Origin of the sequence: Mycobacterium sp. 050272 (assembly GCF_039023525.1) — a bacterium.
GTDB lineage: Bacteria > Actinomycetota > Actinomycetes > Mycobacteriales > Mycobacteriaceae > Mycobacterium.
The window spans coordinates 44,366-70,890 of sequence record NZ_JBCHKV010000020.1; the positions used below are offsets into that span (position 1 = coordinate 44,366).

Annotated in this window: 25 protein-coding genes; 11 read left to right on the top strand and 14 right to left on the bottom strand. The window is 65.2% G+C overall.

What is annotated here, in order from left to right:
- Positions 1-63 precede the first annotated feature (63 nt).
- From AAHS21_RS27335 to AAHS21_RS27345, 3 genes are all read left to right on the top strand, one after another.
- Complete coding sequence (locus AAHS21_RS27335; RefSeq protein WP_342930645.1) at positions 64-942, top strand: CoA ester lyase; 879 nt, start codon at positions 64-66, stop codon at positions 940-942.
- Positions 939-1,745: an SDR family oxidoreductase gene (locus tag AAHS21_RS27340; RefSeq protein WP_342930646.1), complete on the top strand. Its 807-nt coding sequence runs from the start codon at positions 939-941 to the stop codon at positions 1,743-1,745. Before AAHS21_RS27335 ends, AAHS21_RS27340 begins: the two co-directional genes overlap by 4 nt.
- 171 nt (positions 1,746-1,916) lie before the next feature.
- Positions 1,917-2,123 (top strand): long chain fatty acid-CoA synthetase Faa4p, encoded by a 207-nt coding sequence (locus AAHS21_RS27345; RefSeq protein WP_342930696.1) that lies wholly within the window; start codon positions 1,917-1,919, stop codon positions 2,121-2,123.
- A 46-nt stretch (positions 2,124-2,169) separates the two neighbouring features.
- Here the strand turns inward: AAHS21_RS27345 and AAHS21_RS27350 are convergent, their stop codons facing one another.
- Positions 2,170-4,605 carry a glycogen/starch/alpha-glucan phosphorylase gene (locus tag AAHS21_RS27350; protein WP_342930697.1) on the bottom strand — a complete coding sequence of 812 codons (2,436 nt, stop codon included), beginning with the start codon at positions 4,603-4,605 and terminating at the stop codon, positions 2,170-2,172.
- A 285-nt stretch (positions 4,606-4,890) separates the two neighbouring features.
- Complete coding sequence (locus AAHS21_RS27355; RefSeq protein ID WP_342930647.1) at positions 4,891-5,964, bottom strand: NAD(P)-dependent alcohol dehydrogenase; 1,074 nt, start codon at positions 5,962-5,964, stop codon at positions 4,891-4,893.
- 200 nt (positions 5,965-6,164) lie between these two features.
- Between AAHS21_RS27355 and AAHS21_RS27360 the strand changes: the two genes are divergently transcribed.
- Complete coding sequence (locus AAHS21_RS27360) at positions 6,165-6,998, top strand: alpha/beta hydrolase (protein WP_342930648.1); 834 nt, start codon at positions 6,165-6,167, stop codon at positions 6,996-6,998.
- Here AAHS21_RS27360 and AAHS21_RS27365 read toward each other — a convergent pair.
- Entirely contained in the window at positions 6,995-7,705 is a 711-nt protein-coding gene (locus AAHS21_RS27365; RefSeq protein ID WP_342930649.1) for a hypothetical protein, read from the bottom strand. The two genes, AAHS21_RS27360 and AAHS21_RS27365, sit on opposite strands and share 4 nt — an antisense overlap.
- A 196-nt stretch (positions 7,706-7,901) precedes the next feature.
- Positions 7,902-8,240, bottom strand: coding sequence for a multidrug efflux SMR transporter (locus tag AAHS21_RS27370; protein WP_096285756.1), 339 nt, complete (start codon positions 8,238-8,240; stop codon positions 7,902-7,904).
- Positions 8,241-8,293: 53 nt separating this feature from the next.
- Between AAHS21_RS27370 and AAHS21_RS27375 the strand changes: the two genes are divergently transcribed.
- Positions 8,294-8,713 (top strand): DoxX family protein, encoded by a 420-nt coding sequence (locus AAHS21_RS27375; protein WP_342930698.1) that lies wholly within the window; start codon positions 8,294-8,296, stop codon positions 8,711-8,713.
- 3 nt (positions 8,714-8,716) lie between these two features.
- Here the strand turns inward: AAHS21_RS27375 and AAHS21_RS27380 are convergent, their stop codons facing one another.
- Positions 8,717-9,352: a hypothetical protein gene (locus AAHS21_RS27380; RefSeq protein ID WP_342930650.1), complete on the bottom strand. Its 636-nt coding sequence runs from the start codon at positions 9,350-9,352 to the stop codon at positions 8,717-8,719.
- 173 nt (positions 9,353-9,525) lie between these two features.
- On the opposite strand from AAHS21_RS27380, the gene AAHS21_RS27385 reads away from it, so the two are divergent.
- Together AAHS21_RS27385 and AAHS21_RS27390 are read left to right on the top strand one after the other, a co-directional pair.
- Positions 9,526-10,326 carry an SDR family NAD(P)-dependent oxidoreductase gene (locus AAHS21_RS27385; RefSeq protein WP_342930651.1) on the top strand — a complete coding sequence of 267 codons (801 nt, stop codon included), beginning with the start codon at positions 9,526-9,528 and terminating at the stop codon, positions 10,324-10,326.
- A complete protein-coding gene (locus tag AAHS21_RS27390; RefSeq protein ID WP_342930652.1) occupies positions 10,326-11,285 on the top strand; it encodes a phosphotransferase family protein in 960 nt (319 codons plus the stop codon). Before AAHS21_RS27385 ends, AAHS21_RS27390 begins: the two co-directional genes overlap by 1 nt.
- A gap of 7 nt (positions 11,286-11,292) precedes the next feature.
- Here the strand turns inward: AAHS21_RS27390 and AAHS21_RS27395 are convergent, their stop codons facing one another.
- Positions 11,293-11,550, bottom strand: coding sequence for a hypothetical protein (locus tag AAHS21_RS27395; RefSeq protein ID WP_342930653.1), 258 nt, complete (start codon positions 11,548-11,550; stop codon positions 11,293-11,295).
- 238 nt (positions 11,551-11,788) lie between these two features.
- On the opposite strand from AAHS21_RS27395, the gene AAHS21_RS27400 reads away from it, so the two are divergent.
- Both AAHS21_RS27400 and AAHS21_RS27405 read left to right on the top strand, forming a co-directional pair.
- Positions 11,789-12,433: an MspA family porin gene (locus AAHS21_RS27400; RefSeq protein WP_342930699.1), complete on the top strand. Its 645-nt coding sequence runs from the start codon at positions 11,789-11,791 to the stop codon at positions 12,431-12,433.
- A 43-nt stretch (positions 12,434-12,476) separates the two neighbouring features.
- Positions 12,477-12,899 carry a nitroreductase family deazaflavin-dependent oxidoreductase gene (locus AAHS21_RS27405; RefSeq protein WP_342930700.1) on the top strand — a complete coding sequence of 141 codons (423 nt, stop codon included), beginning with the start codon at positions 12,477-12,479 and terminating at the stop codon, positions 12,897-12,899.
- An 18-nt stretch (positions 12,900-12,917) separates the two neighbouring features.
- Here AAHS21_RS27405 and AAHS21_RS27410 read toward each other — a convergent pair whose 3' ends face one another.
- From AAHS21_RS27410 to AAHS21_RS27430, 5 genes are all read right to left on the bottom strand, one after another.
- On the bottom strand, positions 12,918-14,210 hold the full coding sequence (locus AAHS21_RS27410) for an acyl-CoA dehydrogenase family protein (RefSeq protein WP_342930654.1): 1,293 nt from the start codon (positions 14,208-14,210) through the stop codon (positions 12,918-12,920).
- Positions 14,211-14,213: 3 nt separating this feature from the next.
- Positions 14,214-15,356 carry a CaiB/BaiF CoA-transferase family protein gene (locus AAHS21_RS27415; protein ID WP_342930655.1) on the bottom strand — a complete coding sequence of 381 codons (1,143 nt, stop codon included), beginning with the start codon at positions 15,354-15,356 and terminating at the stop codon, positions 14,214-14,216.
- The gene (locus AAHS21_RS27420; RefSeq protein WP_342930656.1) at positions 15,353-16,147 is read right to left on the bottom strand and encodes an enoyl-CoA hydratase/isomerase family protein; all 795 of its coding nucleotides are present in this window, start codon (positions 16,145-16,147) and stop codon (positions 15,353-15,355) included. The genes AAHS21_RS27415 and AAHS21_RS27420 overlap by 4 nt, the downstream gene beginning before the upstream one ends.
- 7 nt (positions 16,148-16,154) lie before the next feature.
- Positions 16,155-17,363, bottom strand: a complete 1,209-nt coding sequence (locus AAHS21_RS27425; protein WP_342930701.1) for an acetyl-CoA C-acetyltransferase — start codon at positions 17,361-17,363, stop codon at positions 16,155-16,157.
- 149 nt (positions 17,364-17,512) lie between these two features.
- Positions 17,513-18,532: an AraC family transcriptional regulator gene (locus AAHS21_RS27430; protein ID WP_342930657.1), complete on the bottom strand. Its 1,020-nt coding sequence runs from the start codon at positions 18,530-18,532 to the stop codon at positions 17,513-17,515.
- A 287-nt stretch (positions 18,533-18,819) separates the two neighbouring features.
- Between AAHS21_RS27430 and AAHS21_RS27435 the strand changes: the two genes are divergently transcribed.
- Positions 18,820-20,001, top strand: a complete 1,182-nt coding sequence (locus AAHS21_RS27435) for an acyl-CoA dehydrogenase family protein (protein WP_342930658.1) — start codon at positions 18,820-18,822, stop codon at positions 19,999-20,001.
- A 46-nt stretch (positions 20,002-20,047) separates the two neighbouring features.
- Positions 20,048-21,631, top strand: a complete 1,584-nt coding sequence (locus AAHS21_RS27440) for an AMP-binding protein (protein ID WP_342930659.1) — start codon at positions 20,048-20,050, stop codon at positions 21,629-21,631.
- A gap of 37 nt (positions 21,632-21,668) precedes the next feature.
- On the opposite strand, the gene AAHS21_RS27445 is transcribed toward AAHS21_RS27440, so the two are convergent.
- From AAHS21_RS27445 to AAHS21_RS27455, 3 genes are all read right to left on the bottom strand, one after another.
- Positions 21,669-22,496 carry an oxidoreductase gene (locus AAHS21_RS27445; protein WP_342930660.1) on the bottom strand — a complete coding sequence of 276 codons (828 nt, stop codon included), beginning with the start codon at positions 22,494-22,496 and terminating at the stop codon, positions 21,669-21,671.
- A 173-nt stretch (positions 22,497-22,669) separates the two neighbouring features.
- Entirely contained in the window at positions 22,670-24,193 is a 1,524-nt protein-coding gene (locus AAHS21_RS27450; protein ID WP_342930661.1) for an Hsp70 family protein, read from the bottom strand.
- A 37-nt stretch (positions 24,194-24,230) separates the two neighbouring features.
- Complete coding sequence (locus AAHS21_RS27455) at positions 24,231-26,498, bottom strand: carbon starvation CstA family protein (protein ID WP_342930662.1); 2,268 nt, start codon at positions 26,496-26,498, stop codon at positions 24,231-24,233.
- Between the last annotated feature and the right edge of the window lie 27 nt (positions 26,499-26,525).

Genomic DNA, 26,525 nt, shown 5'->3' on the forward strand with positions numbered 1-26,525 from the left:
ATTTCGCAATGCGGGCCGCCACCACTTTCCGGGCCGACGACGCCAGAGCTCTACGCTAACCTCATGGCACCGACGCCGCGCCCGCGCCGATCAGCTCTCTATCTCCCCGGCAACAAAGATCGCGCACTCGAAAAGGGGAAATCGCTTCCGGCCGACGTGCTGATCTTCGACCTCGAGGATGCCGTTGGACCCGACGCCAAGGTCGGCTCCAGGGCCAAAGTGTGCGAGGCGGTCTCGTCAGACGGCTATCGACCTCGCGAGGTCGTGGTGCGTATCAACGGCGCGGGCACCGACTGGCACGAGGACGATCTCGCCGCCGTGGCCGGTTCGGCGGCCGAGGGGGTGCTGGTGCCCAAGGTAGAGACCGGAAAAGAAGTCCAAACGCTGGCCGATGCCCTTGATGCGCTCGGTGCGCCGCAGTCGTTGCAGCTGTGGGCCATGATCGAAACGCCGCGGGCCATCCTGCGGGCGGAGGAGATCGCGTCGGCCAGCGATCGGCTGACCGTGCTGGTGGTCGGCACCAACGACCTGGTCAACGACCTGCATGGTCTGCATGTGCCCGGACGTGCACCGGTGGTACCCGCGTTGGCGCTTGCGGTGTTGGGTGCGCGAGCGGCGGGCAAGTCCATCTTGGACGGCGTATTCAACGCCATCGACGACGAAGCGGGTTTGCGGGCCGAGGCACAGCAGGGCCGCGAGATGGGTTTCGACGGCAAGACCTTGATCCATCCGTCCCAGGTTGCCCCCGCCAACGAATTGTTCGGTCCGTCGGACAAAGAGCTGACCGATGCCCGCGAGATCGTCTGGGCGTATGAGCAGGCCCAGGCGGCGGGGAACAGCGTGATCACCGTGAATGGCCGCATGATCGAAAGCCTGCACGTGCGTGACGCGCAGCGGATCCTGAACCTGGCCGACCTCATCGCCGAACTGGAATCCCAATGACATTGCGCCCGGGCCCATTTCGGGCGGACTTGCTGCAAGGGAAGGTGGCGCTGGTAACCGGTGGGGCCACCGGATTGGGTTTGGAGATCGCGCGGGTATTGGGCAGCCATGGCGCTCGCGTGGCCATCTGCAGCCGAAAGGAACCCAATCTTCAGGCCGCGGTTAGGACGTTGCGGGAAGAGGGGATTGAGGCCGTTTACGGCGTCTGCGACGTCCGTAGCAGCGAGCAGGTCACGGTCGTCGTCGAGGACGTGCTGGCCGCCTTCGGTCGACTCGACATTGTCGTCAACAACGCCGCGGGTAATTTCCCGGTCCCGATCAGCGAGCTGAGCGCGGGTGGATTCAAAGCGGTGGTCGACATCGATCTACTGGGCACATTCAACGTATCCAAAGCAGCGTACGACTTTTGGCTGCGTGAGCATGGTGGCACCGTCGTGAACATCAGTGCGGCGATCCAATACCGGGGCATGGCGCTGCAGGCGCACGTCGTGTCGGCCAAGGCCGGCGTTGACGCGTTCAGCCGCGCGTGTGCGATCGAATGGGGACCCGATGGGGTTCGGGTCAATGTCGTTGCCCCCGGCGCGATGTCGGGGACCGAGGGCGTCCGCCGAATCGCTGGCGACGACCAGCACCGAGCCATTCAGAACCCGCTGCGGCGCCCCGGCTCGACCACCGAGGTCGCCGAGACGGTGTTGTTCCTGGTCAGCGACGCCGCATCCTATGTGACGGGGGCTGTGCTGGTGGTCGACGGCGGTGGCTGGCTGACCTCCAGCGGTGTGCCGGACTTGCCGGGCTACCACTGATTACCGTCCTACAACGGTGTGATTACATCGGGACCTCGTCGGCCCCTGCCGATTAGGTGTTTTGCGGGGTTTCGCATTATTCTTGCGCGCGGCCCATTGTCGACTCAGGAAAAGCAGATGCTTATTCAGCCCACCCTGCGACGCGCGCAATCGCCGCGCAGCGCTGCGCGTGTGACCTTCCCAAAGGTCGGTCAGTGCTTCGACATCGAGATCACTCGCGATAGCGACGGGTGGATCGTCCGAGTCCCCGAGATCGCCGCCGTCGCGCGCGCTAGCCGCCGCGCCATGGTCGATTCGGTGGCGCGCGAATGCATCGCCGCCCGCACCGGTATCCCGGTCGGTTACATCATCGTCTACGTCTCGAAAGAGACCCGCTAGCGCCGCAATCTGCATTGCGACGCCAGCGGTCTATCGCCCTGGCGACTTAGATCTTCACCGTCAGCGGCCAGACCTTCCAGATGTCGTCGCAGTACTCGGCGATGGCGCGATCCGACGAGAACTTGCCGCTGCGTGCGGTATTCAGGATCGACATCTTGGTCCACGACTCCCCATCCAGCCACGCGGCACTCACCCGGCTCTGGCACTCCACATAAGAGGCGTAGTCGGCGCACACGAGGAAGGGGTCGTCGTAACGCAGGTTGTCCACCAGCGGCTTGAACACCTCGATGTCGCCGTGCGAGAACGTGCCGTCGGCAATCAGATTCAGCACCGCGGCCAGCTCGTCATTGCTGTCGATGTAATCCGACGGACGGTAACCGCTCGCCTTGAGCGCCTCGACCTCTTCGACGGTCAGGCCGAACAGGAAGAAGTTCTCCGCTCCGGCCTCTTCGCGAATCTCGACGTTGGCTCCGTCGAGCGTGCCGACCGTCAGGGCGCCGTTGATCATGAACTTCATGTTGCCGGTTCCTGAAGCTTCCTTGCCCGCAGTGGAAATCTGCTCGGACACGTTGGCGGCCGGGTAGATCAGGTGCGCGTTCTGCACGTTGAAGTTCGGGATGAACGCCACCTTCAGGAACTTGTTGACGTCCGGGTCGTTGTTGATCGTTTCCCCGACCGCGTTGATCAGCTTGATGATCCGCTTGGCCAAGAAGTAACCGGGCGCCGCCTTGCCGCCGAAGACGAAGGCGCGCGGCGGAATCGAGAGCTCGGGGTTCTGCTTGAGCCGGTAGTACAGCGCGATGATGTGCAACACGTTGAGGTGCTGGCGCTTGTACTCGTGAATCCGCTTGACCTGGATGTCGAAGATCCATTGCGGGTTCAGTTCGACGCCGGTTGTTTCGCGGATGAAGTTGGCCAGCCGCGCTTTGTTGGTGCGCTTGATGTCACGCCACTGTTCCCGGAAGGACGAGTCGTCGACGAACGGCTCCAGCCCACGCAGCTTGCCCAGGTCCTTGAGCCAGCCGTCCCCGATGGTGCGGTCCAGCAGCTCGCGCAGACCGGGGTTGGACAGCGCGAGGAATCGCCGCGGCGTCACGCCATTCGTCTTGTTGCTGAACCGTTCTGGCCACATCTCGTAGAAGTCTTTGAGCACACTTTCTTTCAGCAGCTCCGAGTGCAGAGCGGCGACACCGTTGATGGCGTGGCTGCCGACGGTGGCCAAGTGTGCCATCCGCACGTTCTTGCCACCGTCCTCGCCGATGAGCGACATCCGGCGGACGCGGTCCGCGTCGCCGAGAAATCGGGTGCGCACCTCGTTGAGGAACCGCCGGTTGATCTCGTAAATGATCTCCAGGTGTCGCGGCAACGAGTCGCCGAACATCTGCAGCGGCCAGGTCTCGAGCGCTTCCGGCAGCAGGGTGTGGTTGGTGTAGGCGAAGGTCGCGACGGTGATGTCCCACGCCTCTTCCCACTCCAGGTGCCGCTCGTCGATCAGTAACCGCATCAGCTCGGCGACCCCAATGGACGGGTGAGTGTCGTTGAGCTGCAACGCGAATCGCTGGGGCAGCTCACGCACACCCGCGTCGGCGAGGTCGTCCATGATGTGCAGCACGTGCTGCAGCGAGCAGGACACGAAGAAGTGCTGCTGTAGCAGCCGAAGGCGCTTGCCGGCCTCCGGCTCGTCGTTGGGGTAGAGCACCTTGGTGACCGTCTCCGAAGTCACCTCGTCTTCGACCGCCTTGTAGTAGTCGCCGGTGTTGAAGGCGTCCAGCGCAAAAGATTTGACTGCCCGCGCGCTCCACAACGTCAGCACGTTGCAGGTGTTGACGCCGTAGCCCTGGATCGGGGTGTCGTACGCGACGCCCTTCAGTAACAGACCCGGTACCCACCGGGACCGCTCGTGGCCCGCCTCGTCGGTGTAGTGCTCGACGTAACCGCCCCACTTGACCAGATAGTTGACGTCGGGTTTAGCGATCTCCCAAGGGTTTCCGCGATCCAGCCAGTTGTCGGTCTGCTCGACCTGCCAGCCGTCGTGGATCTCCTGGTCGAAAATGCCGAATTCATATCGGATTCCGTAGCCGATTGCCGGACGTTCGAGGGTGGCCAGCGAGTCCAGGTAGCAGGCCGCCAGCCGGCCCAGGCCGCCGTTGCCCAACCCCGGTTCTTCCTCGCAGGCCAGCACCTCGTCGAGTCGCTGTCCCATCGCGGCCAGTGCGGACTTTGCCGCGCCCTCCAGGCCCAGGTTCAGCAGGTTGTTGCCCAGCTGCGGGCCCATCAGGAATTCCGCCGATAGGTAGCAGGTCACCTTGCGTCCGAGGTCGAGCGAGGTCTGCGTCGACGCGACCCGGCGGTCCTGCATGCGGTCGCGCACGGCCAGCGCCAGCGCCCGGTAATAGTGCTCCGGTCGCAGCGCCGCGGCTGGGCGGCCGATCGAGTAGCGCAGGTGATCGGTGATCGCGCGCTGCAGCGCGGGCGCGCCCATCCCGGTGCGCGAGTGCTCGGCCAGGTCGGCGGGCCGGGAAGGGGCGGCAGACAATCCGTCGGAGGGGGTCTGGTCGAGATCGGTCATAGTGATTCCTACTCCCTAGAGGTGGTGGCAGTATCGCACCGATCTGCCCAGCTTCGCGCAGTTCGTCAGTCTGGCAGCGGTGTTTGCACACCAGGCGCGGAATTGACGACCGTCACGTGAACGCAACCTCACGCACTGGCGACGAAACGGCGTTGGCGGGGGAGACGTCCGGACGCTGCTCACAGGACGTCGCGTCGGTCAGTCGAAGATGACGACTGCGCGTCCGACCACGTCGCCGCGCCCCAACGCGTCCAGACGTTCGTTGATGTCGTCCAAGTCGACCGGGTTGATGTGGTGTTTGATCAGCCCCTGGCTGGCGAGCGCAAGAACCTCGGTCAAGTCGTTGTGGTTGCCCCAGAACGAGCCGGAGTATGACTTCTCTCCGCTTACGAACGGAAAAATGGGTACCTGCGCGCCGCTCTGTCCGATCAAACCAACACAGGCGAGCGCGCCTTCCTTGCCCAAGATCGAAAACCCAAGCTCCAAAGACTCTTTGGCGCCGGCGCAGTCCAACACCGCATCGACCTCCCGGCGGCCGGTGAGGTCTTCCAGTTCGTTCTGCACCTCTTCGGCGGTTTTGTTCCGCGTGTTGACGGTGTGATGGGCGCCGTTTTCCTTTGCGACGGTGAGCTTGTCATCGTTGCGGGCGAATGCCACCACTGTCGCCCCGCCGCCGAGCAGTCGGGCGTACTGCACCCCGTAGCCTCCGAGGCCACCGATGCCGTTGACGACCACGGTGCGTCCCGCGCCGAGTTTTCCGGCCGCGAGGAGCTTCTTCATACCGCGGTACGGGGTCAGACCGGCATCGGTCAGCGGGGCCAGCGTCTGCGGCGTGTGATCCGCCTGTTCCGGTACGGCGATGACATGGCGGGCTTGCACCGGCATGTACTCCGCGAATCCGCCGGGCGGTCCGAACCCCGCCAACTGCCCGTTCGCGCAGAGTTGCTCGTTGCCTTCGTGGCATTGCCGGCATCGCCCGTCGCCCCAGTTCGGGTTGACCACGACCGGCGTCCCCTCGGCCAGCCCCGCCGCGGCGGGGACCTCGGCGCCCACCGCATGCACGTGTCCCGCCACCTCGTGACCCGGCGTAATGGGAAACGTGAGCGGGAAGCCTTCGCGGAAATAGCCGTCGACCAACTGGTAGTCGCTGCGGCACATGCCGGCGGCTGCCACCTTGACCAGGACCTCGTCCGGGCCGAAATCGGGCACGGGGATCTCCTCGAGCCGCAGCGGTTCGTTATAGGCGTGCATCCGCGCCGCCCGCATCTGCATGACGTTCCCCCTTCTCGGCGCACCACAGACACCCGCCCGGCCCGGGCGGCCTTGAGACATGTTGTGATACAGCCGCTTTGAATCTGACAATGCCAGCAAACAATCGCGGTGGCAACAGCAACTTTGCGGCGTCCGTAATGGAGCGCCGTCCGTCTCGATGTGCGGGGTCGGGCAGCGCCGGATTCGAATACGTTGTGGCCATGTGGAATGTCGACGGGCGCAAGGTGTTCGGAGTGGTCGCTGGCAGCGGAGAGCCGCTGCTGCTGCTGCACGGCTACCCGCAGAGCTCGTCCTGCTGGCGCCACCAGATCGCGGCGCTGGCCAACAGCCATCACGTTGTGGCGCCGGACTGGCCGGGCTTCGGCCGGTCCGATCCGCCGGCGACCGCACCCACCTATGAAAACGAAGTGGAGCGGATCGAGCGGTTCGTGCAACAGTTGGGCTGGCAACGATTCAACCTGTGCGCTCACGACTACGGCGGCTTCATCGGACTCGGCTACGCCATTCGCCACCCCGAACGGATATTGCGACTAGGTCTGTTGAACACCCGCGCGCATCGCATCTTCCGTCCGTGGTTCTACCGCTTCTCGCAGGGTCAACACTGGATCGCCGCACACCCCTTGCTCACCGCGGGCGCGCGACAATTGCCGCTGGCCGCGATCCACCATCGGGCACTGGCCCGCTATCGCGAAATCGGCTGCTTCGACACCGCGCTGGAAGCCGAATACCTGGGCTGGATGAACACTGCGCAAGGCAGGCGCACGTTTTGGGAATTCTTCGCGCACTATCGGGTGTCCGCGGTCCCATGGCTCGCCGAAGGCCTGGGAACCATCGACTGTCCGGTCTCCGTCGTCTGGGGCGATCGCGATCCGTATGTCCCGTTGCGCACCGCATGTGAACTGGCCGAGCGGATCCCGAACGCCGAATTGATCCGCCTGCGCGGCGCCGACCATTACGTCATGGAGGAGCGCCCCGCTGAGGTGACCGACGCCCTGACTCGCCTGCTGAGCGCGCCGGTGACCTGTCGCGCCTAGCCGGTGACCGTCATCTGTTCGTCGCTGCCATCCCACGAGCGGATGAAGACGTCGATCGGCACCTGCTCGTCGGCGCCACGCTCGCTGCCGCTGTCGTTGAGGTGCACGATTCCGGCCGCGGTGTCGACGCCGGTGACGACCACGGCGTGGTTGGCCAGCGGTTCCCCGTGCGAGTCTTTGTCCTCGACGGGGTCGCCCCAGATGACTTCGGCGTTGACCCCGGCAATAACCTTGCGGCCCTTGGCCAGATCCCGCTCGAGGGCCACCAAGCCCGTCGGAACGTGGGTCGATGCGGCGCTTGACTTGTCGGTGCTCACGGCACGGATTCCGTAGTGGGCTAGCAAGGCCGGCTCATCGTCGAACGAGGTGCCGTCACCGCTCTTGCGTCTCTTCGGCTTGTGGTAGATCGGCCCGGGGTGCACGCTGCTGGGCGTTGATTGCGCCAGCCCGACGATCTCGTGCTCGGACGGTTGCGTGCCGGTCAGTTCCCCGACCACGTCGGCGACCGCCATCTCGACGCAGTCGTCGTCGTATTGCTGGTAACGCCAGAATGGGGCGGCCGCGACGGGGTCGCCGTAAAGTGTGCCGACACCACTGGATGGGTTGCCGGGTGCGGCCTGGGCTACGACCACCGTCGACCCGAGTGCGGCCGCGCCGGTCAGCACCGCAATGGCAACGGCGCGGGCCACGGTCGCAATCCTGATCATGAGATCAGGTTCTCGTCGGAGCCTCTACGAATTCTTGGAGCCCTGATCGGGGTGCCGGGTGCGCCGGATTCGCCACCGAGAACGGTTACGCGGTCCAGGCGATCGACCCGGTTGGGCACCGGTGAAAGGGCAAAACCGCCAAGCGATTTCGGTATCACCGATAGCAAGCGCGTGCTCGCGTGGACGGAAGTGGTCGTCAGTGGGCCCCGGACAGGTTCAACGTGACCACTCCGACGATGATCAGCCCGACGCCGACGACCTTCGTCACCGAAATCGGGGAGCCCAAGAACAGCACCGCGATCAGCACGATGGCCGCGGTGCCGATCGCAGACCACAACGCGTAGGCGACGTCTGTCTGCATGCCCCGCTGGATCGACCACGCCAGCAGCGCGAAAGAGGCTCCGTAGCCGACCAGGCACACCACGGTGGGCCACAGCCGGGTGAAACCTTCGGTGCTCTTGAGCAGGCTGGTCGACACCACTTCCGCGATGATCGCGCCGAACAGGAGCAGGTATGTGAAAGCGCCTCCTTGCATACGGATGTGTCTACACCACGCTTGTGGACGACGGCCGTAACGTTGGCTGGGTGATGACGACGAATCTCGATCACCGCCTCGACAGCTACACACCGGTGGTGGTGAGTCTGTTCCGGTTGGTCTACGGCTTGTTGTTCGCCGGGTACGGCTCGATGATCCTGTTCGGCTGGCCTGTCGCCACGCCGGGTCCCGTTGAATTCGGGTCGTGGCCCGGCTGGTACGCCGGGCTGATCGAATTCGTTACGGGACTGCTGGTCGGTGCCGGATTGTTCACTCGCGCTGCGGCATTCGTCGCCTCGGGCACCATGGCGGTTGCCTACTTCTGGATGCATCAGCCGCACGCGCTGTGGCCGATCGGTGATCCACCGGGCGGCAACGCCGGAACACCGGCGATTCTGTTCTGCTTCGGCTTCTTGCTGCTGGTCTTCGTCGGCGGCGGCCGCTATTCGATCGACGCCCGGCGCCGACACTAAGGATCAGTCGCCCCAGCGACCATGCGTGGCCGCAAGTTCCAGCAGGGTGATGCCGTCGGTCTGGCGTTCGCGCAGCACCTGGTTGGGAAACGTGTAGGGCGGCGCCGCCTCGGCGCTGCGTTGTGCCTGCGCGACGATTGCATCCATCAGCGTGCGGGCCATGGACAATCGCGGGTAGCGGGCGTGGATCCGGGCCGCGATGTCCTCGTCGACGAATTCGGCGTTGCGGCCGAAATCCACACCCACACCGCTGCGCACCAGGTGGCACAGCGCTCCGCGGCGATCCGCGATGCCCATCGACGTGTGCAAGGCAATCGCCTCCCACACGCCGTCCACGAATGGGCGCTCGCAGCCGTGCTCGGTCAGCAGGGCGGCCGCGAGGTCGGCGCCTTCGACCTCGAACCTCTCCTTACCGGGCGCCGCGGCCCCCGCTCCGAGATCGTGCATGACGCATCCGAGAAACAGGGCGTCCGCGTCGTAGTCGGCGCCCGGGCGCATGCCCTCGTGCGCGGCGACCAGCTCTCCGAACAGGTAGCTGCGGACGCTGTGGTTGAACACTGACGGCGACTCGGTCGACTGTGCCAAACGAATGGCGGCTTGTGCGACGGAGGTGTCGGGGAGAGTGGATATCACCTGCATGAACGCCACGTTAGGCCCGCGGCTGCCAAATCGTGAGCGGCTAAAAAGACACGAGTCCCACGATTTGGGCCACCATGCCTGGGCGCCGTGCTTGTCCTCGGGCAGGATCGGTGATAATGACATTCTCTAGTTTGGAGAAGCCATTTCCGGAAACGTCCTGAGGAGCGTCGACGATGACCGCGGACAAACGATGCGACGGATTGGTGGCCCTGGTCACCGGAAGCAGCCGAGGTTTGGGCAAGGCGATCGCCGCACGGTTCGCGGCGCACGGTGCCACGGTCGCGCTGACCGCGCGGACGATGGACCCCGACCCTAAATACCACGGGTCGCTGCGCGAAACCGCCGACGAGATCGTCGCCGCGGGGGGCCGGGCCGTCGCCGTGCAGGCAGATCTGTCCCAGACCGAGGAGCGCGAGCGGCTGTTCGATACAGTCGTGGACGCCGTCGGCGCTCCGGACATCCTGGTGAACAACGCCGCGGTCACCTTCCTGCGACCCCTCGACGGGTTCCCCGAGCGCCGCGCCCGGCTGATGATGGAAATGCATGTGCTCGGGCCATTGCATTTGAGCCAGTTGGCAATTCCCGCGATGCGCGAGCGCGGGCGGGGCTGGATTCTGAACCTGACCTCAGTGGGCGGCGACCTACCGCCCGGCCCGCCCTTCTCCGAATTCGACCGAACCGCGGGCTTCGGCATTTACGGGACGGCCAAGGCCGCACTCAACCGGCTCACCAAAAGCCTTGCCGCAGAACTGTATGACGATGGAATCGCGGTCAACGCCGCCGCTCCGTCCAATCCCGTGGCCACCCCGGGTGCGGGCACTCTCGATTTGGCCAAGACGGACACCGAGGACATCGAGTTGATCACCGAGACGGCGTTCCGGTTGTGCACCGCAGATCCGAAGACCCTGACCGGCCGCATCGCGCATACCCAGCCCTTCCTCACGGAGGTCGGCTGGTTTCAGCCCGCCGGCTGATGATGGAGGTCGCTCTCGACGAGCTGCGCCGCCGGCTCGCGGCCGCCGACGTCACCGACGTCACCGCGCTGGCAGGAGGTGCCTCCAGCTTCACCTTTCGAGGCACCCGATCCGGTGAGCCCGTGGTGATCAAACTCGCACCGCCGGGGGTTGCGCCGATCGCACACCGCGATGTGCTGCGGCAGGCCCACATTCTCAAAGCGCTTGCCGGGACACGGGTTCCGGTGCCCGAGGTGCTGTGGGAGGATTCGGGAGATCCGCCCATGATCCCGCCGCTGTTCGTGATGTCGCACGTCGACGGTGACTGCGTCGAGCCGTTGTTCGACGGTTGCCCGCCCGCACCGGAGCTGGCCGAGCGCTACCGCAACGCGTGCCGAGTCATGGCCGCACTGCACAGCCTCTCGCCGGGTGACCTCGGACTGGGTTCCGAACCGGTCATCGATGCGGTCTCGGAAGTCGAACGCTGGTGTCAGACATTGCAGACCGTCGATGCATCACTGGTACCCGGCTGGAAGGGGGTGCGTGACGCGTTATTGCGTTGCACCCCAACGGCTATTGCGTCTGGCGTGGTACACGGTGACTTTCGGTTGGGCAACCTGATGGCGGCCGGGGCGAGTGTCAACGCGGTGATTGACTGGGAGATTTGGTCGATCGGTGACCCGCGGATCGATGCGGGTTGGTTTCTGATCAACTGCGATCCCGGCACCTATCAACGTGTTTCGGACGCCGCCGGCATGGCGCCGCCGATCGACGAACTCGCCGAGATCTATCAGCAGGAGCTGGGGCATCAAGTCGCCGATCTGGCCTGGTTTCGCGCACTGGCATGTTTCAAGTCGGCGGCGACCTGGTCGTTGATCGTCAAACACAACCGCCGACGCAGGACGCCGCGCGACGAATGGGAAGCCATGGCGCCGACGTTGCCGCGGCTGCTGGAGCGGGCGCGGTCGATGGTGGACTGAGCCTCGGTTAGCGGCACTTGATAAAGATGTTCTGGCAATAGTTTCCGACACCGTCCCAGTTTTTCTCACGTGGGACGCCTCGGTTGGCGGGGTTCGTAAAGAACGATGGAGCGTCGACCGTGTTGAATTGGCCGACCTCAGGGAGCATCGGCGGCTCGGGGTCGGGATCGGTATTGTCCGCCCGCGCCAGCCCGGTGCCGGCCCACAAGGCCAGCACGCTGACCGCGCCGGCAACCAGTCCGCGAGCAGACGAACGAACTCTCATCGCCGCCCTTCTGGTCGTTTGCCGTATGCCACTCCCGCGATTCTAGCGACGCGACTGGCCACGTGCGGCAATGCCAGCGTGCCGCAGCCACATCGCGCATCAATTACGAACACGCAACGACTTTGCTAGGGCGGCCAGCAAATGCCCCTGTGCGCACGGTGCGGTACTTACGGTTTCGCCCGTGGGGACAATCGCCGGCATCGTCCGCAACGCTGCGGTCGTCACGATGTGCGTTGTCATGGCGCTGACCATGTCGCCGCCAACGGCCGCCGATCCCGACGTTCAGCCCGCTAGTGCCGCTACGCCACCAAATGACGGGCTGGTGCCCTCGAATCCTCCCCAAATCGTCAATACCCCGGATGGCTGGCGATTGGGCCTTGGTGCGAAGGACGAGGCTCAGACTCCGGTCGCGCCGTTGACGACCGCAGTCTCGTCCCGCGAGTACATCGCGACCGGAACATTCGTGGGCGACCTGAGCGGGCCGGGGCAGCCACAAGGCATTCTCGAGGCGGGTTACGAGATCGGCTGCGGCATCGACATGAGCACGTCCAACGGCGTCGACCTCGGCGGCAACATGGGTATCGCCCCCGGTCTCAGCCCGACATTTGACACCAGCGGCATGTTGCCGCCTCTTCTCCCGTTCATCACCGTACCGGTGAACGGGTCGATCAACGTCGGGCTCAAGCCCGGCTTCGTGATCGTGGTGCCGGTGTCGAAGAAGCAATTCAAGGGCCCGCACCCATGGATCATGATCGCCAACTTCCACGTCAGGATCGACGGTTGTGTGGGCCAATCGTTCATCCGCTCCTACGCCACGTTGACCCGGGTGACTGACCAATCCGACGTGGTGCTGTCCTACGTCGGCGTCACCAAAGCCGTTTAACCGCTTGCCCGGATACAATCGAACAACTCAATGGGTGGGAGGCATCGTGGCCGACGACGATTTCAACCGTCGCAATATCGAAGAGTTCCGCGCCAACCACGGCCGGCTCGGGGGACAGTTCGAGGGCGCACCGGTACTGCTGTTGCACAGCAAGGGAGCTCGCAGCGGCGAGGAACGAGTGAGTCCGATGATGTATCTGGCCGACGGTCAGCGCTATCTGGTGTTCGCGTCCGCGGCGGGTGCCGACCGCAACCCGGCGTGGTACCACAACCTGGTGGCTCACCCCGACGCGCAGATCGAAGTAGGGGACGACCTCATCGACGTTCGGGCCGTCGAACTGCACGGCGACGAACGCGACCAGACGTATGCCATTCAAGCGTCGCGGTATCCGGGCTTTGCCGACTACGAACGTAAAACCACCCGAACGATTCCCGTTCTCGCGCTGATCCCGCAGCAAGCGCAGTAACGGCGCCCGCACGGTGGTTTAGCGGGGGATACCCGCCAGCTTGTCGGCGAACTTGGCCTCGGCGGCCGCGCGCAGCCGCAGCAGGTGCTCGGAGGGAAACAGATCGGGCGCGGGCTTGCGGTCTTTGAGCAGCATGCGGGCCAGCGTCACCTTGTGCACTTCGGTCGGGCCGTCGGCGAGGCCCAGCACGAAGGACTCCACCAGATATTGCACGAACGGCATCTCATGAGTGGTGCCCAGCGATCCGTGTAGTTGCAGCGCCCGCGCCGACACGTCATGCAGCACCTTCTGCATCATCGCCTTGACCGCGGAAATATCGGCGCGCACCGCCTTATAGTCGTTGAATTGGTCGATTTTCCAGGCGGTTTGAAGTGTCAGCAGCCGGAACGCCTCGATCTCCATCCACGAGTCGGCGATCATCTCCTGCACCAATTGCTTGTTGGAGAGCACTTCGCCCTGGGTGTAGCGCGACACGGCCCGCTCGCAGAGCATGTCGAAGATCCGGCGGACTAAGCCGACCGTGCGCATCGCGTGATGGATGCGCCCGCCGCCGAGACGGGTCTGCGCGACCACGAACGCGCCGCCCCGTGGGCCCAGCATATGATCGGCCGGCACCCGGACATTCTCGTAGCGGACGTAGCCCTCGCGCCCGCCGCCCTGGGGCTGATACCCGAGTCCGACGTCGCGCATCACCTTGATCCCGGGGGTGTCGCCGGGGACGACGAACATCGAATAGCGTTGGTACGGCGGCGCATCGGGGTCGGTCATCGCCATCACGATGATGAACGACGCCATCGAGGCGAACGACGAGAACCACTTCTCCCCGTTGATGATCCAATGCTGCCCGTCGGGCACCGCGGAGGTGGTGAAGACTTTTGGGTCCGCGCCGCCTTGGGGTTCGGTCATCGAGAAGCAGGACACGATCCGGTTGTCCAGCAGCGGTTCAAGATAACGCGATTTGAGCTCGGGCGTGCCGTAGTGTGCGAGGATCTCGCTATTGCCGGAATCGGGTGCCTGCGAACCGAATACGATCGGTGCGCACTCCGAGCGGCCCAGAATCTCGTTGAGCAGGGCCAGTTTCACCTGGCCGTAGCCCGGGCCGCCCAGATGTGGACCCAGGTGCGTGGCCCACAGCCCACGCTGCTTCACGATCTCCTGCAGCGGCGGGATCAGCGCCTGGCGCACCGGATCGTCCAGATCGTGCGACTCCTTGACGATCAGATCGATGGGCTCACACTCGGTACGCACGAAGTCCTCGACCCATTCGAGTTGCTGTGCCCACTGTGGATCAGTCGAGAAATCCCACGACATCTGTTACTCCTTCTTGCTCTGTGCCACCACGCCGGCGCTTTCCAGCTCGGTGATGGCTGTTGCGTCCAATCCCAATTCGCGCAGCACGGCACGCGAGTGATCGCCCGGCAATGACGGCGACGAGGGCGTATCGGGCGTGGTGCGCGAGAACCGCGGAGCTGGTGCGGGCTGAATGACGCCGTCAACGGCGATAAAGGTCTCGCGCGCGGCAAGGTGCGGATGTCGCGGCGCTTCCGATAGCGAAAGTACTGGTGTCGCACAACATCCCGGTGAGTCGAGGAGGATTTCCCACTCGCCGCGTGACATCTCGGCGAAACGGGCGGCCAGCGCGGCGCGGTGCGCGGGCCAGGTGGCTGGTTCGTCGTCGTCCTGCGGAACGTCGACGCCGAGACGATCACAGAGTTCGGCGTAGAACTTCGGTTCCATCGCGCCGACCGCGACGTGCTGTTCGTCCGCGGTGGCATAGGCGCCGTAAAAATGTGCCGCGCCGTCGAGCAGGTTGTCCTGGCGGCGGTCGCGCCAGGTGCCGGCGCGCAGCATCCCGAAATACGGCGCCAGCAGGGTCGCGACGCCGTCGACCATCGCGACGTCGAGCACCTGACCTTCGCCCGACTCGCGGGCCTCGAGAATCGCGCTGAGCAGGCCCACCGCCAGCAGCATTGCGCCGCCGCCGTAGTCGCCAACCAAATTGAGTGGCGGAATGGGTGATTCGGCAGTGCCGATAGCGTGCAGGGCACCCGCGAGCGCAAGGTAGTTGATGTCGTGGCCGGCGTGTCCGGCCAGCGGCCCGTCCTGCCCGTAGCCGGTCATGCGGGCGTACACGAGACGAGGATTGTGCGTCCGCAGTGCGTCGGGGCCGATGCCCAGCCGTTCGGCCACTCCCGGTCGGTACACGTCGACAAAGGCGTCGGCGTCGGCGACCAGCCGGTGCACGAGGTCGCGGCCGCGGGCATCCTTGACGTCGACGGCAACGGACCGCTGGCTCCGGCGGACCGTGTAATCGATGGGCTGTGGGCCGTCCACACCTGCCAGAGCATCGACGCGGACGACATCTGCGCCCAAGTCTCCCAACACCATCCCGCAGAATGGAGCCGGCCCCAGGCCGCCCATCATCACGATGCGGACCCCGCGCAGCGGACCGCTCACTGGGTCTGTCCCGAAGACCACTTTTGCCGGGGTGCGTTCGCCTCGTCGCTGGCGTGCGAGATCACCTGATTGCGGTTCTCCAGTTCCAGCGCCGCGGACAAGCTCGCGGCATCGGTGTTGACTTGCAACGCACGCTTGGTCAGCTGCACGCCTAGTGGCGACAGATCCGCGATCAGCGACGCCAACTCAACCCCGCGGTCGGTCAGCCGATCCGGCTCGACAAGCTCGCTAATCAGCCCGCGCCGATCGGCTTCGGTCGCCGACACGGTGCGTCCGGTGAGCATCCAGTCCGCGGCGACACTGGTCCCGACGATGCGGGGCAGGTGGTAGCTCATGCCCATCTCGGCGCCCGATAAGCCGAGCAGGATCGCGGCGTTGCCGAACGATGCTGTCGTCGAACAGATCCGAATGTCGGAAGCCAGACACAAGGCGAATCCCGCGCCGACACACGGGCCATTGATCGCGGCGATCACCGGCGCGGGCAGCGCACGCAGCCCCTCGGCCAGCGCGGCCATCCGCTCCTGAAAGCGCATCCGGTCCAGTGCGGGTGCGGTGGCCTCGAGCATGCCGGGGCCGAAGTCGCGCAGGTCGATCCCGGCGCAGAAGCCCCGACCGGCGCCGGTGAGAACCATGGCGCGTACCGCGCTGTCTTCAGCCAAATCGCTTAGTGTCTGCATCAATTCGGCTTGCATCTCCTCGTTGATCGCGTTGAGCCGCTCGGGTCGATTCAATCGCAAGACGACGACGCCGTCGCGCGGCCGGTCGAGAACGAGCGTGCCGGGCTTAGTCATATCCGGGTCACACCCGCTCGACGATCGTCGCGGTGCCCATGCCGCCACCGGTGCACATGGTCACCAGTCCTGTTGTCAGGTCCCGACGTTCGAGCTCGTCGAGCACGGTCCCGATCAGCATCGCGCCGGTGGCACCGATCGGGTGGCCCAGCGCGATCGCGCCTCCGTTGACATTGACCCGATCCGGATCGAGGTTGAGGTCGCGGATCGTCTTGAGGGGGACGGCGGCGAACGCTTCGTTGATCTCCCAGAGATCGATGTCCGCCACGGTCATGCCGGCGCGCCGCAGGCAGCGCTGCGCGGCCGGCCCGGGCGCGGTGAGCATGATGATCGGTTCGCTGCCGATCGCGGCGGCGGCCCGGATCTGCGCTCGCGGCTTTACACCGTTGGAGCGCGCCCAGTTCGGCGACGCGAGCAACACGGCACCCGCGCCGTCGACCACCCCGGAGGAGTTACCCGCGTGGTGAACGTGGTCGACGTGGTCGATGCTGGGGTAGCGCTGCAGGCAGATCTCGTCGAACGTGCGGTGCTCACCGTCGACACCGGTGGTGCCCATCGCGGCGAACGCCGGCCGCAGCCGTGCCAGCGACTCCGGGGAGGTGCCTGGGCGCGGGTGCTCGTCGCGGGCGACTGGACCCTCGGGCGTGGCGACTTCGACCAGGGAGCGATCGAATCTTCCCTCGTCGATGGCGGCGGCAGCACGGTTCTGGCTGAGTGCGGCGTAGGCGTCGACGACCTCGCGGGTAAAGCCTTCGAGCGTCGCGATGAGATCAGCCGAAATACCTTGCGGTACTGTCGGATACAGTCCGCGAAAGTCGGCGTTGTTGCCATCGATCGTCGGCACTCCGGCCGTGACGTCCCATCGCGACATCGATTCGACTCCGCCCGCGATCACCAAATCTTCGGCGCCCGCGGCGATCGCGGTTGCCGCGACGGTGACGGCTTGCTGACCGGATCCGCAGAAGCGGTTCAGTGTCATCCCGGGCACGGTCTGCGGCCAGCCGGCCAACAGAACCGATAGGCGTGCGATGTCGTCACCGTGGTCACCGGACAGGATGCCGTTGCCGGCGATCACGTCATCGACGTTCGCGGGGTCGAAACCGGTGCGCTTGGCCAGGGCGGTCAGGCAGGTGGCGAGCAGGGTCTGCGGATGTACGTTGTGCAGTCCGCCGTCGGGGCGGCCCCGTCCGCGCGGCGTACGCACCGCGTCGAGAATCCAGGCGTCGATGTTGGGCTCCGATCGTTGGCGAGGGGGTTCGATGCGGCGAATCCATAGTGATCGTAATTCGTCTCTCGGCTTTGGAGAATAACCCTCTCCAAAAAGGCGAAGCCATTCTCGGCGGGCTTCGGCGATCGGTGCCGTGGCTAGGCCGGAGCGGTGTCGCGCTGCGGCGTGGTGGTGGACCGACCGGCCCGACGCAGCGTGGCCGCCGGCGTTTCGCCGTACCGGCTCGCGTGCGCCGCGGCGAACCGCCCAGGGTTCGAGTATCCCCAGCGCTTGGCGATCGAGGCCACGGTTTCGACCGAAGGATCGGACTCGAGCAGCTCCTGATGCGCACGCCGCAGCCGCACCTGGCGCAGGTACGTCATCGGCGACATGCCCATGTGGCGAATGAAACTCTGCTGCAGTGCGCGCGAGCTGACGTGGCATTCGGCGGCCAGGCAAGCAATCGTCAGCGGCAGATGGGGCTCCGACTCGATGATGTCAACAGCAGGCCGAATGGTATGGGGTGCAACATTTTTGGTTCGTTCCGCGAGTGCCTCCCGGTGCGGGTGGTCCGCGGCGAGCAGCAGTGCATGCAGCAGGCTGTCCACGAAAGGCGTTGCGACCAATGGTTGTGTCAGGGCACTGTCGGTTCGAAAGAGCTCCTGGGCGAACACGGTGAACATGTGCATCCAGCTGCGTGCGGGCCCCTTGGTAGTGACCATGGACGGTGTGAATTCAATCTGTGTGGTCAACGTGCGTCCGAGCGCCTCGCTGAGCGTGTCCTCCAGCGCGTTGCGGCTCACCCGCAATGCGATCATTCGGCAGCCCGCTTGCCAGCGGGGAACGATCAGTTCGCCTTCGGGGAGACAAATCGTGGCAAGACCGGGCGCATGGGTAATCGAAGAGCCGCGCTGTAATAACTCCATTTGTCCGGACGCGAGAATATTGACTTGATAAAACGGCCGGTCGTGCGCGCATCGGATGCGGGCGTCGACGTTGAGGGCCAGGTCAAAGACCGTGATTGGCCCAATCGCACCGACCCGCGGGCTCGGCGAAAACGGCTTGCGACGGTCAAGGGGGCCGAGCGTTTGCAGGCACGGAAATAATTTGGCGACTTGCTTGAAGGCGTCGGTTGTCTTGAGTTCCGCAACCGTAGACGGCTGGCTTTTCTCGTCCATTTCCAACTCCGCTTCTCCCGCATCCGCTCGAGCGGACTCCCCGGGCATTCGCGGCGACTGTGTGTACGGATCGCTTAATGTGTCGGACGTCACATTGATGGAAGCTCGGACCACTTCGGGCCCGCCCAATACCGACCTCGGTGGGGCGCGGAACCCAAGTGCGCGCAGCAAAGTGTCTCAAACGTTGCGCGAACTGTACTGATAAGAGGTATCGCGGCTCTAACGGCTCTAGTCTCGCTGTGAAAGCGTTATCCGACAACGGATTTCGCACACGTGATCGGAGTGGCATGACAACATCGTCAGCGCAGTGTCCCACGGCACACGAGGAACTGTTGGCCGATGCGGTGCGATTGCAGCCGCTACTTCGCGAAAGCACGTTGGCAAGTGAGGCGATGCGCAAGCTGCCGGACGAGGCGATCAACGCATTGACTGAGGCCGGCTTCTTCCGCTTGCTTAAGCCCCGTCGATTCGGGGGTGTGCACGCCCCGCAACGGACGGTGCTCGAGATCGTTGAAACACTCGGCCGGGCAAACGCATCGGCGGCCTGGCTGGTGAGCATCGCTGCCACCGCCGCGGTGGTGGCGCGGCATGGCTCGCAGCAGGCGCAATCCGAGATCTTCAGCGTGCCCGACTCGCGGATCGCCGGTGGGCTGGCTCCCGGCAACGCGCGGCGGGTGGACGGCGGATTCTCGATCAGCGGAAGTTGGCCGTACGCGTCGGGCGCCCCGCATGCCGACTGGGCGTCGGTTGGCGTCGCGGTGCCCGATCACGACGACGGCGGGACGGAAGACTATCTGTGCTTCGTACCGGCGTCCGAAGTGCGGTTGCGCGACACCTGGCACACGGCAGGCATGCGCGGCACCGCGAGCCAGACATTGTTGGCTGAGCAGGTTTTCGTTCCGGAACACCGCGCAATTGCATTAGACACTTTGATCAGCGGGCGGATGTCGGGAAATGAACCCGGGCATCGGATGCCATTGGCGCCGATGGCCGCCCTGCTTCTGGTGGGGCCGTTGCTCGGCCTTGGTCAAGCTGCCGCGGACCTAGTGCTTCAGACGGCTCCATCGAAGTCGTTGTCCAACACATCCTTTGCCCACCAAAGCGATTCGGCGGGCGTGCAGATACAGCTCGCCGAGGCAAAACTCAAGCTGCGGACCGCCAGGCTGCACGCCTTCGAGGTCGCCGATGCGTTGGACGAGGGTGAGATCGTGAACGGTGAGTCGGGATACCCGCTTCGCGCTCAAGCGCGAGCGCAGTGTGGCTACGCCGCCCGTCAAGTGCTTGAGGCGATTCAGACGCTGATCAACGTCCACGGCGCGGGCAGCTTCGCCGATTCTAGTGCAATGCAACAATATTGGCGCGACGCCAACGTCGGAGCGCGCCATGCCGCATTGAATGCGTATGTCGGTTATGAGATCTACGGAAAGTCAATGCTGGGTGTGCCCGAACGCATCGCCCCGCTGGTGTGAAGAGGGAGCAGCCGATCGAGACCGGGCACCTCGATATGGAGGAATCATGAGTTTCGTCAGCCCATTTCCCGACGTCGTCATCCCGGTCGCCGGTGTGTACGAGTACGTGTTCGGCGACCTCGCCGAGGCCGACGCCGATCGGGTAGCCCTGGTCGAGACCGCAACCGGAACCGAAGTGAGCTATCGCGCGCTGGTTACAAGGATCAAGTCCTTCGCCGCCGGGTTGGCGAGGCGCGGCATCGGCGTGGGTGACGTGGTGGCGCTGCTCGCGCCGAACAGTGCGGCGTTCGCGGCCGCGTTGCACGGGATCCTGCGGGCCGGCGCGACGGTGACGCCCATCAATGTCTTGTCCACCGCGGACGAGATCGCACGTCAGGTAACGGATTCGGGTGCGCGACTGTTGATCGCGGCCCCGCGATTGCGGGAGCAGGCCGAGCAGGCGGCTTACGCGGCGGGCTTGTCCAGTGGTGATGTGTCGGTGCTCGATGCTGACGATTTCGTAAACTCAACGGCCAGTAGAGGTCCGGAGGTCGAGTTTGATCCCGCAACACATGTCGCGGTGCTTCCGTTCAGTTCTGGAACCACCGGAAAACCCAAGGGCGTGATGCTCACCCATCGCAATCTCGTCGCCAACGTAGCCCAATTGCACCCAGTGTCCGGCGTGGATCCCGATGAGACACTGATCGCGGTGGTTCCGTTCTTTCACAGCTACGGGTTGACCGGGCTCCTGTGCGCCGCGCTGCGTGACCGGGCGCGGCTGATCGCCATGCCGTCGTTCGACCTGGGCGCGTTCCTGGCCGCCATCGAAAAGTACCGCGTCACCCAGGCTTACATCGCACCGCCGGTGGCCGTCGCGTTAGCCAAAGACCCGCTGGTCGATTCCTTTGACCTGTCTTCCCTGCATACCCTGACATCGGCGGCCGCGCCTCTGGACGAGGAACTGGCCAACGCGGTCGCCCAGCGACTCGACTGCCGCATCGTGCAGGCATACGGGATGACCGAATTGAGTCCGGCCAGCCACCTCATTCCGCTGCAAGGCCGGCATCCGGCAGGTGCCGAGGCACCCGTCAGTTCGTGTGGGTGGACGGTGCCGAACTCGGAGAGCAAGCTTGTCGACATTGAGACGGGGGACGAAATACCAGTCCCCCCATCCGGTTTGAGTGAGCCGGGTGAGCTGTGCTTCCGGGGACCGAACGTGATGGCGGGTTATCTCGGAAACGCCGCCGCGACCGCGGAGATCATCGACGCCGACGGGTTTCTGCATACCGGTGATTTGGCGCGGGTCGATGCCGCGGGCTGTGTGTACATCGTGGACCGGCTCAAGGAGCTGATCAAGTACAAGGGATACCAGGTCGCACCCGCCGAACTCGAGGCGCTGCTGTTGACCCACCCGGGGATCGCCGACGTTGCGGTTGTCGGTGTCGTTCATAATGTTTCGGGCGAGGAGATCCCGAAGGCCTTCGTGGTAAGGCAGGTTGGCACCGCACTCTCCAAAGGAGAGGTCATCGACTTCGTCGCGGCGAAAGTGGCTCCCTACAAGAAGATTCGTCAGGTTGAGTTCGTCGAGAAGATTCCGAAGTCGGCAACGGGCAAGATTCTGCGCAGGGATCTGCGAGCGCGCCAACCGTGACGAGGATGCGAAGGGGCACGCCGCGATCGGCGTTGACTCAATCGAAGTCGGTGCCGCCGGTCAGCTGTTCCCACTTCGCGATCTCACTCGCGCGGGCGTCGGTGGTGTAGCGATACAGGGCCAGCGCGTCGGGGCCCAGGAGCAGGAATGCCGGCGGTTCACCGGATTCGACGGCGGTGACGATCGCCGCGCCGGCTTTGGCTGGGTCACCGGCCTGATTGCCGTGCATCGTGTCGTTTTCCTTGCGACGCTGTCCGGCGGTTCCGGCGTAGTCATCGATGACCGTGGCCGACTGCACGAGCGAGCGTCCGGCGAAGTCGGTTCGAAACGCTCCCGGTTCGACCACCGTCACGGAAATTCCGAGCGGGGCCAGCTCGCCGCGAAGCGCGCCACTCATCCCCTCGAGTGCCGCCTTGGCGGCTGAGTAGTAACCCGATCCCACCGGCATCACCTGGGCGCCGATCGAGGAGATGTTCACAATCGCGCCGCTGCGGCGCGCCCGCATGCCCGGCAGGACGGCCTTGATCGTCGCGACGGCACCAAAGAAGTGCGTCTCGAACAGGGCGCGGACTTCGGTGTCCACACCTTCTTCGACTGCGGCTCGATAGCCGTATCCGGCGTTATTGACCAGCACGTCGATGCCGCCGAACCGCCCCTCGGCCTGCCCGACGGCCGAAGCGATCTGGTCGGGTTTGGTGACGTCCAGCGCGACGGGCAGCACCCGATCCGGCGCGATGTCGGCCAGCTCGGCGACCTTCGTGGCGTCGCGTGCGGTGACGACGGCATTGTGGCCGGTGTCGATGACGGCTTCGGCGAGGGCTCTGCCGAGTCCGGTCGAGCAGCCGGTGATGAGCCAGGTGGGCATGGGCGATCCCCTTCGGTGTCGTGGCGCAATCAGCTCCGGCATCGTTTCTAGCTCAGTCGGTCAGCGCGCGACCCACGATCAACGGATCCGGTTCGCCCACCACCTTGTCGTCGTCTGGCGCGCTGAACCATTCGATCGGCGTCTAGTGGCGCGTAGTCCCGGCCGTCACCCTGTCACGACACCGACGCGATACGTCGCTCCAGGCGATAGGTTCGCATGAATCCGCCCGGTTGCGTCGTGAGAGTCACCTCCACCGCGCCGCTGGGCGCCACGACGTAGCGCTCCTCGACATCTGGCCCGTTCGTGCACCGGCCGACCGGCTGGTGCACGAGGTCGTCGCGGTCGTAGAGCGCGGGGTCGAAGGGAAACAGCACCGGATCATACGGCGTCACGTCCCCGTCGGGGCGGCCGTTGACCAGGCGGCTGCACTCCACGAAGCGGAAGTGCCCGATGTTGTGCGCTGCCCGGTAGGTCCGGCGGACGATGAGCGGCGTCTGGCCGTCGGCGGGCAGCGAGACGTCTTTGCCCACGATCGGATCGAAGACGACGCCGGCGCCGGCTTCGGCCTCGCGGAACACCCCGAAGTGTCGCGAAAAGCGTTCCGACAGAGCGAAACCCGACTCTTTGTCCAGGAAGACGGCAAGGCCGATGGCCGTGGCGGCAAATGGATGAGGGGAGCGTTTCACCCGCTTCTCGCCGAAGGTGCTGCGCAGCATCCGGGAGATCAGGGGGAAGCCGCCGGCCCCGCCCACCACGTAGATGCCGGCGACCTCGGACCACGCCACGTCGCCGCTGCCGTCGCGCAGGATGCGGTTGAGGAGTTCGATGGTGGGCTCGACGAGCGGCGCACAGGCCGCGTAGACGTCGTCGATGCCACACGAAAACGGTGACCGGTCGACCCCGTCATCGATCCCGGACATGTCGACCAGGAAGCGCCTTGTTTGCGGCCCGACGGCCTCCTTGCGAAGCGCACACTCCTCACGCAGCAGGTCGAGCGCGGCGGAGTCCACGTCGTGAAGTTTGGCGCCCTCGGTGACGAGTTGCACAATCGCCTCGTCGAAATCGTCGCCGCCGAGTCGCTGAATGCCCTCGCTGATCACGACCTCGTTGGAGTGCCCGGTCATCTTGAGTAGCGACGCGTCGAAGGTGCCGCCGCCCAGGTCGTAGATGAGCACGTATTCGCGTTTGGCAGTGATGGTGGAGCGGTATCGGTGGGCGTATTCGAGGCTGGCCGCGGACGGCTCGTTCAGCAGTGCGACGACGTGAAAACCCGCCGCCACGAAGGCGTCCAGCGTCAACAGGCGCTGGGCACTGGCGGCATTGGCGGGCACGCTGATGGCAGCCTCGATGGTGTCACCCGTCGTCAGGCTGCCATTCGAGCGCTGCAGAAGATCGCTTTTGAGCTGCGTCAAAAATCCGGTGAGCAAGTCGGTCAACCGGTAGCCGCGGCCGGCCAGCGTCACCTCGGTTTGCGGCCCGGCGTCGTTGAGCAGACGTTTGATCGATCGCAGCACCGACCAATCCGGATCGTGGCGAACAGCCGCGGCGTCGACCCCGAAGCGCAGGTCCCCGGCCGCGTTGGCGGCGATGAGTGACGGCCAGGCATCGACGCCGTCGAACGAGACGACCGGGTAGTTACCCCGGTCGACGAGCGCGACGACAGTGTGGGTGGTGCCGAAGTCGATACCGACTCTCATTCCGCACAATCTTAGTGTGGTGCAGCGAACTTCGGGGCTATCGATTTCCGGCGTGGCGCTCGACGGACGACGCTGCCTGCGGCGTCGCCCATTGCCGTTGCACCTCTCGCTCCGCGGGGGTGGCTATTAGGCCCGACGGCGCGAACTTCTTCGACGGGATCGGTTCGTCCTCGGTCAACGGCCGGCCGCCGCCGCGAATTGCTTTGAGCGCGACGACAATTCCAATGACCAGCACGATGACCACCACGACCGCGAAAAGTATCGACAGCGTGCCCTGGATGAAGGTGTTCCTGATGACCGCGTCGAGCTGATGGACATTCTTGGCCGAACCGAACGCGGTTTTGCCCGCATGCTTGGCTGCCGAGTACTGGAAGTGCTGGGACCAGTAGCCGATCGCCGGGTCGGCGGAGAAGATCTTCTGCCACGACGCGGTCAGGGTGACCGTCAGATCCCACAGCAGCGGGACGCCCGGGATCCACGCCCACTTCAGCAGGCCCTTCTTGACGACGATCACGGTGACGACCGTCAGCGCGATCGCGGCGAGCAGCTGGTTGGCGATCCCGAACAGCGGGAACAGCGTGTTGATGCCGCCGAGAGGATCGGTCACACCCATCAGCAGGATGCTGCCCCATGCCGCCGCCACGATCAGGCTGCAGACCCAGACCCCGGGGCGCCAGCTCGGATTGCGCAGCTTGGCCAGCGGGCCGCCCAGGTTGCCGAGGGCGTCGGAGAGCATGAAGCGCGCGACCCTGGTGCCGGCGTCGACGGCGGTCAGGATGAACAGCGCCTCGAACATGATCGCGAAGTGGTACCAGAACGCCTTGAGGCCGGCGCCGCCGAACGCCCGGTTCAGGACCTCGGACATGCCCACCGCCAGCGTCGGGGCTCCGCCGGTGCGCGACACGATTGACTTTTCACCGACGCCGGCGGCGGTCTGATTGAGCTGGTCCGCGGTCGCCGGTGCCCCGGACAGGCCGAGTCCGTTGACGTAGTGCGCGGCCGTGGCCGCGGTGCCGCCGGTCTGCGCGGCCGGGGCGTTGAGTGCGAAGTACACGTGCTGGTCCAGGATCGCCGCGCTGATCAGCGCCATGATCGCGACGAACGATTCGGTCAGCATGCCGCCGTAGCCGATGAAGCGCATCTGGCTTTCCTTCTCCAGCAGCTTCGGTGTCGTCCCCGAGGAGATCAGCGCATGGAACCCGGACAGCGCGCCGCACGCGATGGTGATGAACAGGAACGGGAACAGCGCGCCGGGAAAGACCGGCCCGTCGCCGGTGTGGGCGAACCGCGAGACGGCGGGCGCCTGAATCAGCGGGTGCGCGAGAAAGATGCCGACGGCCAGCAACGCGATGGCGCCGACCTTCATGAAGGTCGACAGGTAATCGCGCGGTGCCAGCAGCAACCACACCGGTAATACCGACGCCACGAAGCCGTAGCTGATGATCAACCACGACACCGTCACCGCGGACAGGTTCAACCAGGATGCGCCCCAAGAGGTTTCGCTGACCCAATTGCCGGAGGCCACGGCGATCATCAGCAGCACGAAGCCGATCACCGACACCTCGGCCACCTGCCCGGGGCGCAAGAATCGCAGGTAGCAGCCCATGAAGAGGGCGATCGGGATGGTCATCGCGATCGAGAAGACACCCCACGGGCTCTGGGCCAGGCCTCGCACCACCACCAGCGCCAGCACCGCGATGATGATCACCATGATGATGAAGGCGCCGACCAGCGCGGCGGCCCCGCCTGCCCCTCCGAGCTCGTCGCGGGCCATCTGGCCCAGGGACCGGCCCCGGCGCCGCGTGGAGATCCACAGCACCAGGTAGTCCTGGACGGCGCCGGCGAACACCGCGCCGACGATGATCCAGATGCTGCAGGGCAAGTAGCCCATCTGGGTCGCCAGGACCGGGCCGACAAGTGGTCCCGCCCCGGCGATCGCGGCGAAATGATGGCCGAACAGCACCCGACGGTCGGTCGGCACGTAGTCGGTGCCGTCGTCGAAAACTTCGGCGGGCGTGGCGTGGTCGTCGCGCGGGCGGACGATCTTCATCTCGATCAGCCGCGCGTAGAAACGGAATCCGACGATGTAGGTGCAGATCGCGGCGACCACGATCCAGACCGCGTTGACCGTCTCGCCGCGCACGAACGCGACGACGGCCCAGGCGAGGGCGCCGATTGCCGCGATGATCCCGAAGAAGATCTTGTGGCGGAAGCTGATGGGGGAGCGGTCGATGATGGCGACGGGGGGCAGGTCATCGTCCGTGTGGATGTAGCGGACATCCTCGTCGTGCACAGTCACGGTCAAACCCTACGACGACGAGGGGTTTTCCGG

What these genes read in the sequence shown, in the direction of transcription:
- AAHS21_RS27335 (WP_342930645.1), top strand. Translation starts at nt 64, where the DNA reads ATGGCACCGACGCCGCGCCCGCGCCGATCAGCTCTCTATCTCCCCGGC.
- AAHS21_RS27355 (WP_342930647.1), bottom strand. Translation starts at nt 5,964, where the DNA reads ATGCAGATGCGGGCGGCGCGGATGCACGCCTATAACGAACCGCTGCGG.
- AAHS21_RS27410 (WP_342930654.1), bottom strand. Translation starts at nt 14,210, where the DNA reads ATGTCGTGGGATTTCTCGACTGATCCACAGTGGGCACAGCAACTCGAA.
- AAHS21_RS27360 (WP_342930648.1), top strand. Translation starts at nt 6,165, where the DNA reads ATGTGGAATGTCGACGGGCGCAAGGTGTTCGGAGTGGTCGCTGGCAGC.
- AAHS21_RS27350 (WP_342930697.1), bottom strand. Translation starts at nt 4,605, where the DNA reads ATGGGCGCGCCCGCGCTGCAGCGCGCGATCACCGATCACCTGCGCTAC.
- AAHS21_RS27390 (WP_342930652.1), top strand. Translation starts at nt 10,326, where the DNA reads ATGATGGAGGTCGCTCTCGACGAGCTGCGCCGCCGGCTCGCGGCCGCC.
- AAHS21_RS27445 (WP_342930660.1), bottom strand. Translation starts at nt 22,496, where the DNA reads ATGCCCACCTGGCTCATCACCGGCTGCTCGACCGGACTCGGCAGAGCC.
- AAHS21_RS27395 (WP_342930653.1), bottom strand. Translation starts at nt 11,550, where the DNA reads ATGAGAGTTCGTTCGTCTGCTCGCGGACTGGTTGCCGGCGCGGTCAGC.
- AAHS21_RS27365 (WP_342930649.1), bottom strand. Translation starts at nt 7,705, where the DNA reads ATGATCAGGATTGCGACCGTGGCCCGCGCCGTTGCCATTGCGGTGCTG.
- AAHS21_RS27450 (WP_342930661.1), bottom strand. Translation starts at nt 24,193, where the DNA reads ATGAGAGTCGGTATCGACTTCGGCACCACCCACACTGTCGTCGCGCTC.
- AAHS21_RS27400 (WP_342930699.1), top strand. Translation starts at nt 11,789, where the DNA reads ATGGCGCTGACCATGTCGCCGCCAACGGCCGCCGATCCCGACGTTCAG.
- AAHS21_RS27370 (WP_096285756.1), bottom strand. Translation starts at nt 8,240, where the DNA reads ATGCAAGGAGGCGCTTTCACATACCTGCTCCTGTTCGGCGCGATCATC.
- AAHS21_RS27420 (WP_342930656.1), bottom strand. Translation starts at nt 16,147, where the DNA reads ATGACTAAGCCCGGCACGCTCGTTCTCGACCGGCCGCGCGACGGCGTC.
- AAHS21_RS27375 (WP_342930698.1), top strand. Translation starts at nt 8,294, where the DNA reads ATGACGACGAATCTCGATCACCGCCTCGACAGCTACACACCGGTGGTG.
- AAHS21_RS27385 (WP_342930651.1), top strand. Translation starts at nt 9,526, where the DNA reads ATGACCGCGGACAAACGATGCGACGGATTGGTGGCCCTGGTCACCGGA.
- AAHS21_RS27435 (WP_342930658.1), top strand. Translation starts at nt 18,820, where the DNA reads ATGACAACATCGTCAGCGCAGTGTCCCACGGCACACGAGGAACTGTTG.
- AAHS21_RS27380 (WP_342930650.1), bottom strand. Translation starts at nt 9,352, where the DNA reads ATGCAGGTGATATCCACTCTCCCCGACACCTCCGTCGCACAAGCCGCC.
- AAHS21_RS27440 (WP_342930659.1), top strand. Translation starts at nt 20,048, where the DNA reads ATGAGTTTCGTCAGCCCATTTCCCGACGTCGTCATCCCGGTCGCCGGT.
- AAHS21_RS27430 (WP_342930657.1), bottom strand. Translation starts at nt 18,532, where the DNA reads ATGGACGAGAAAAGCCAGCCGTCTACGGTTGCGGAACTCAAGACAACC.
- AAHS21_RS27340 (WP_342930646.1), top strand. Translation starts at nt 939, where the DNA reads ATGACATTGCGCCCGGGCCCATTTCGGGCGGACTTGCTGCAAGGGAAG.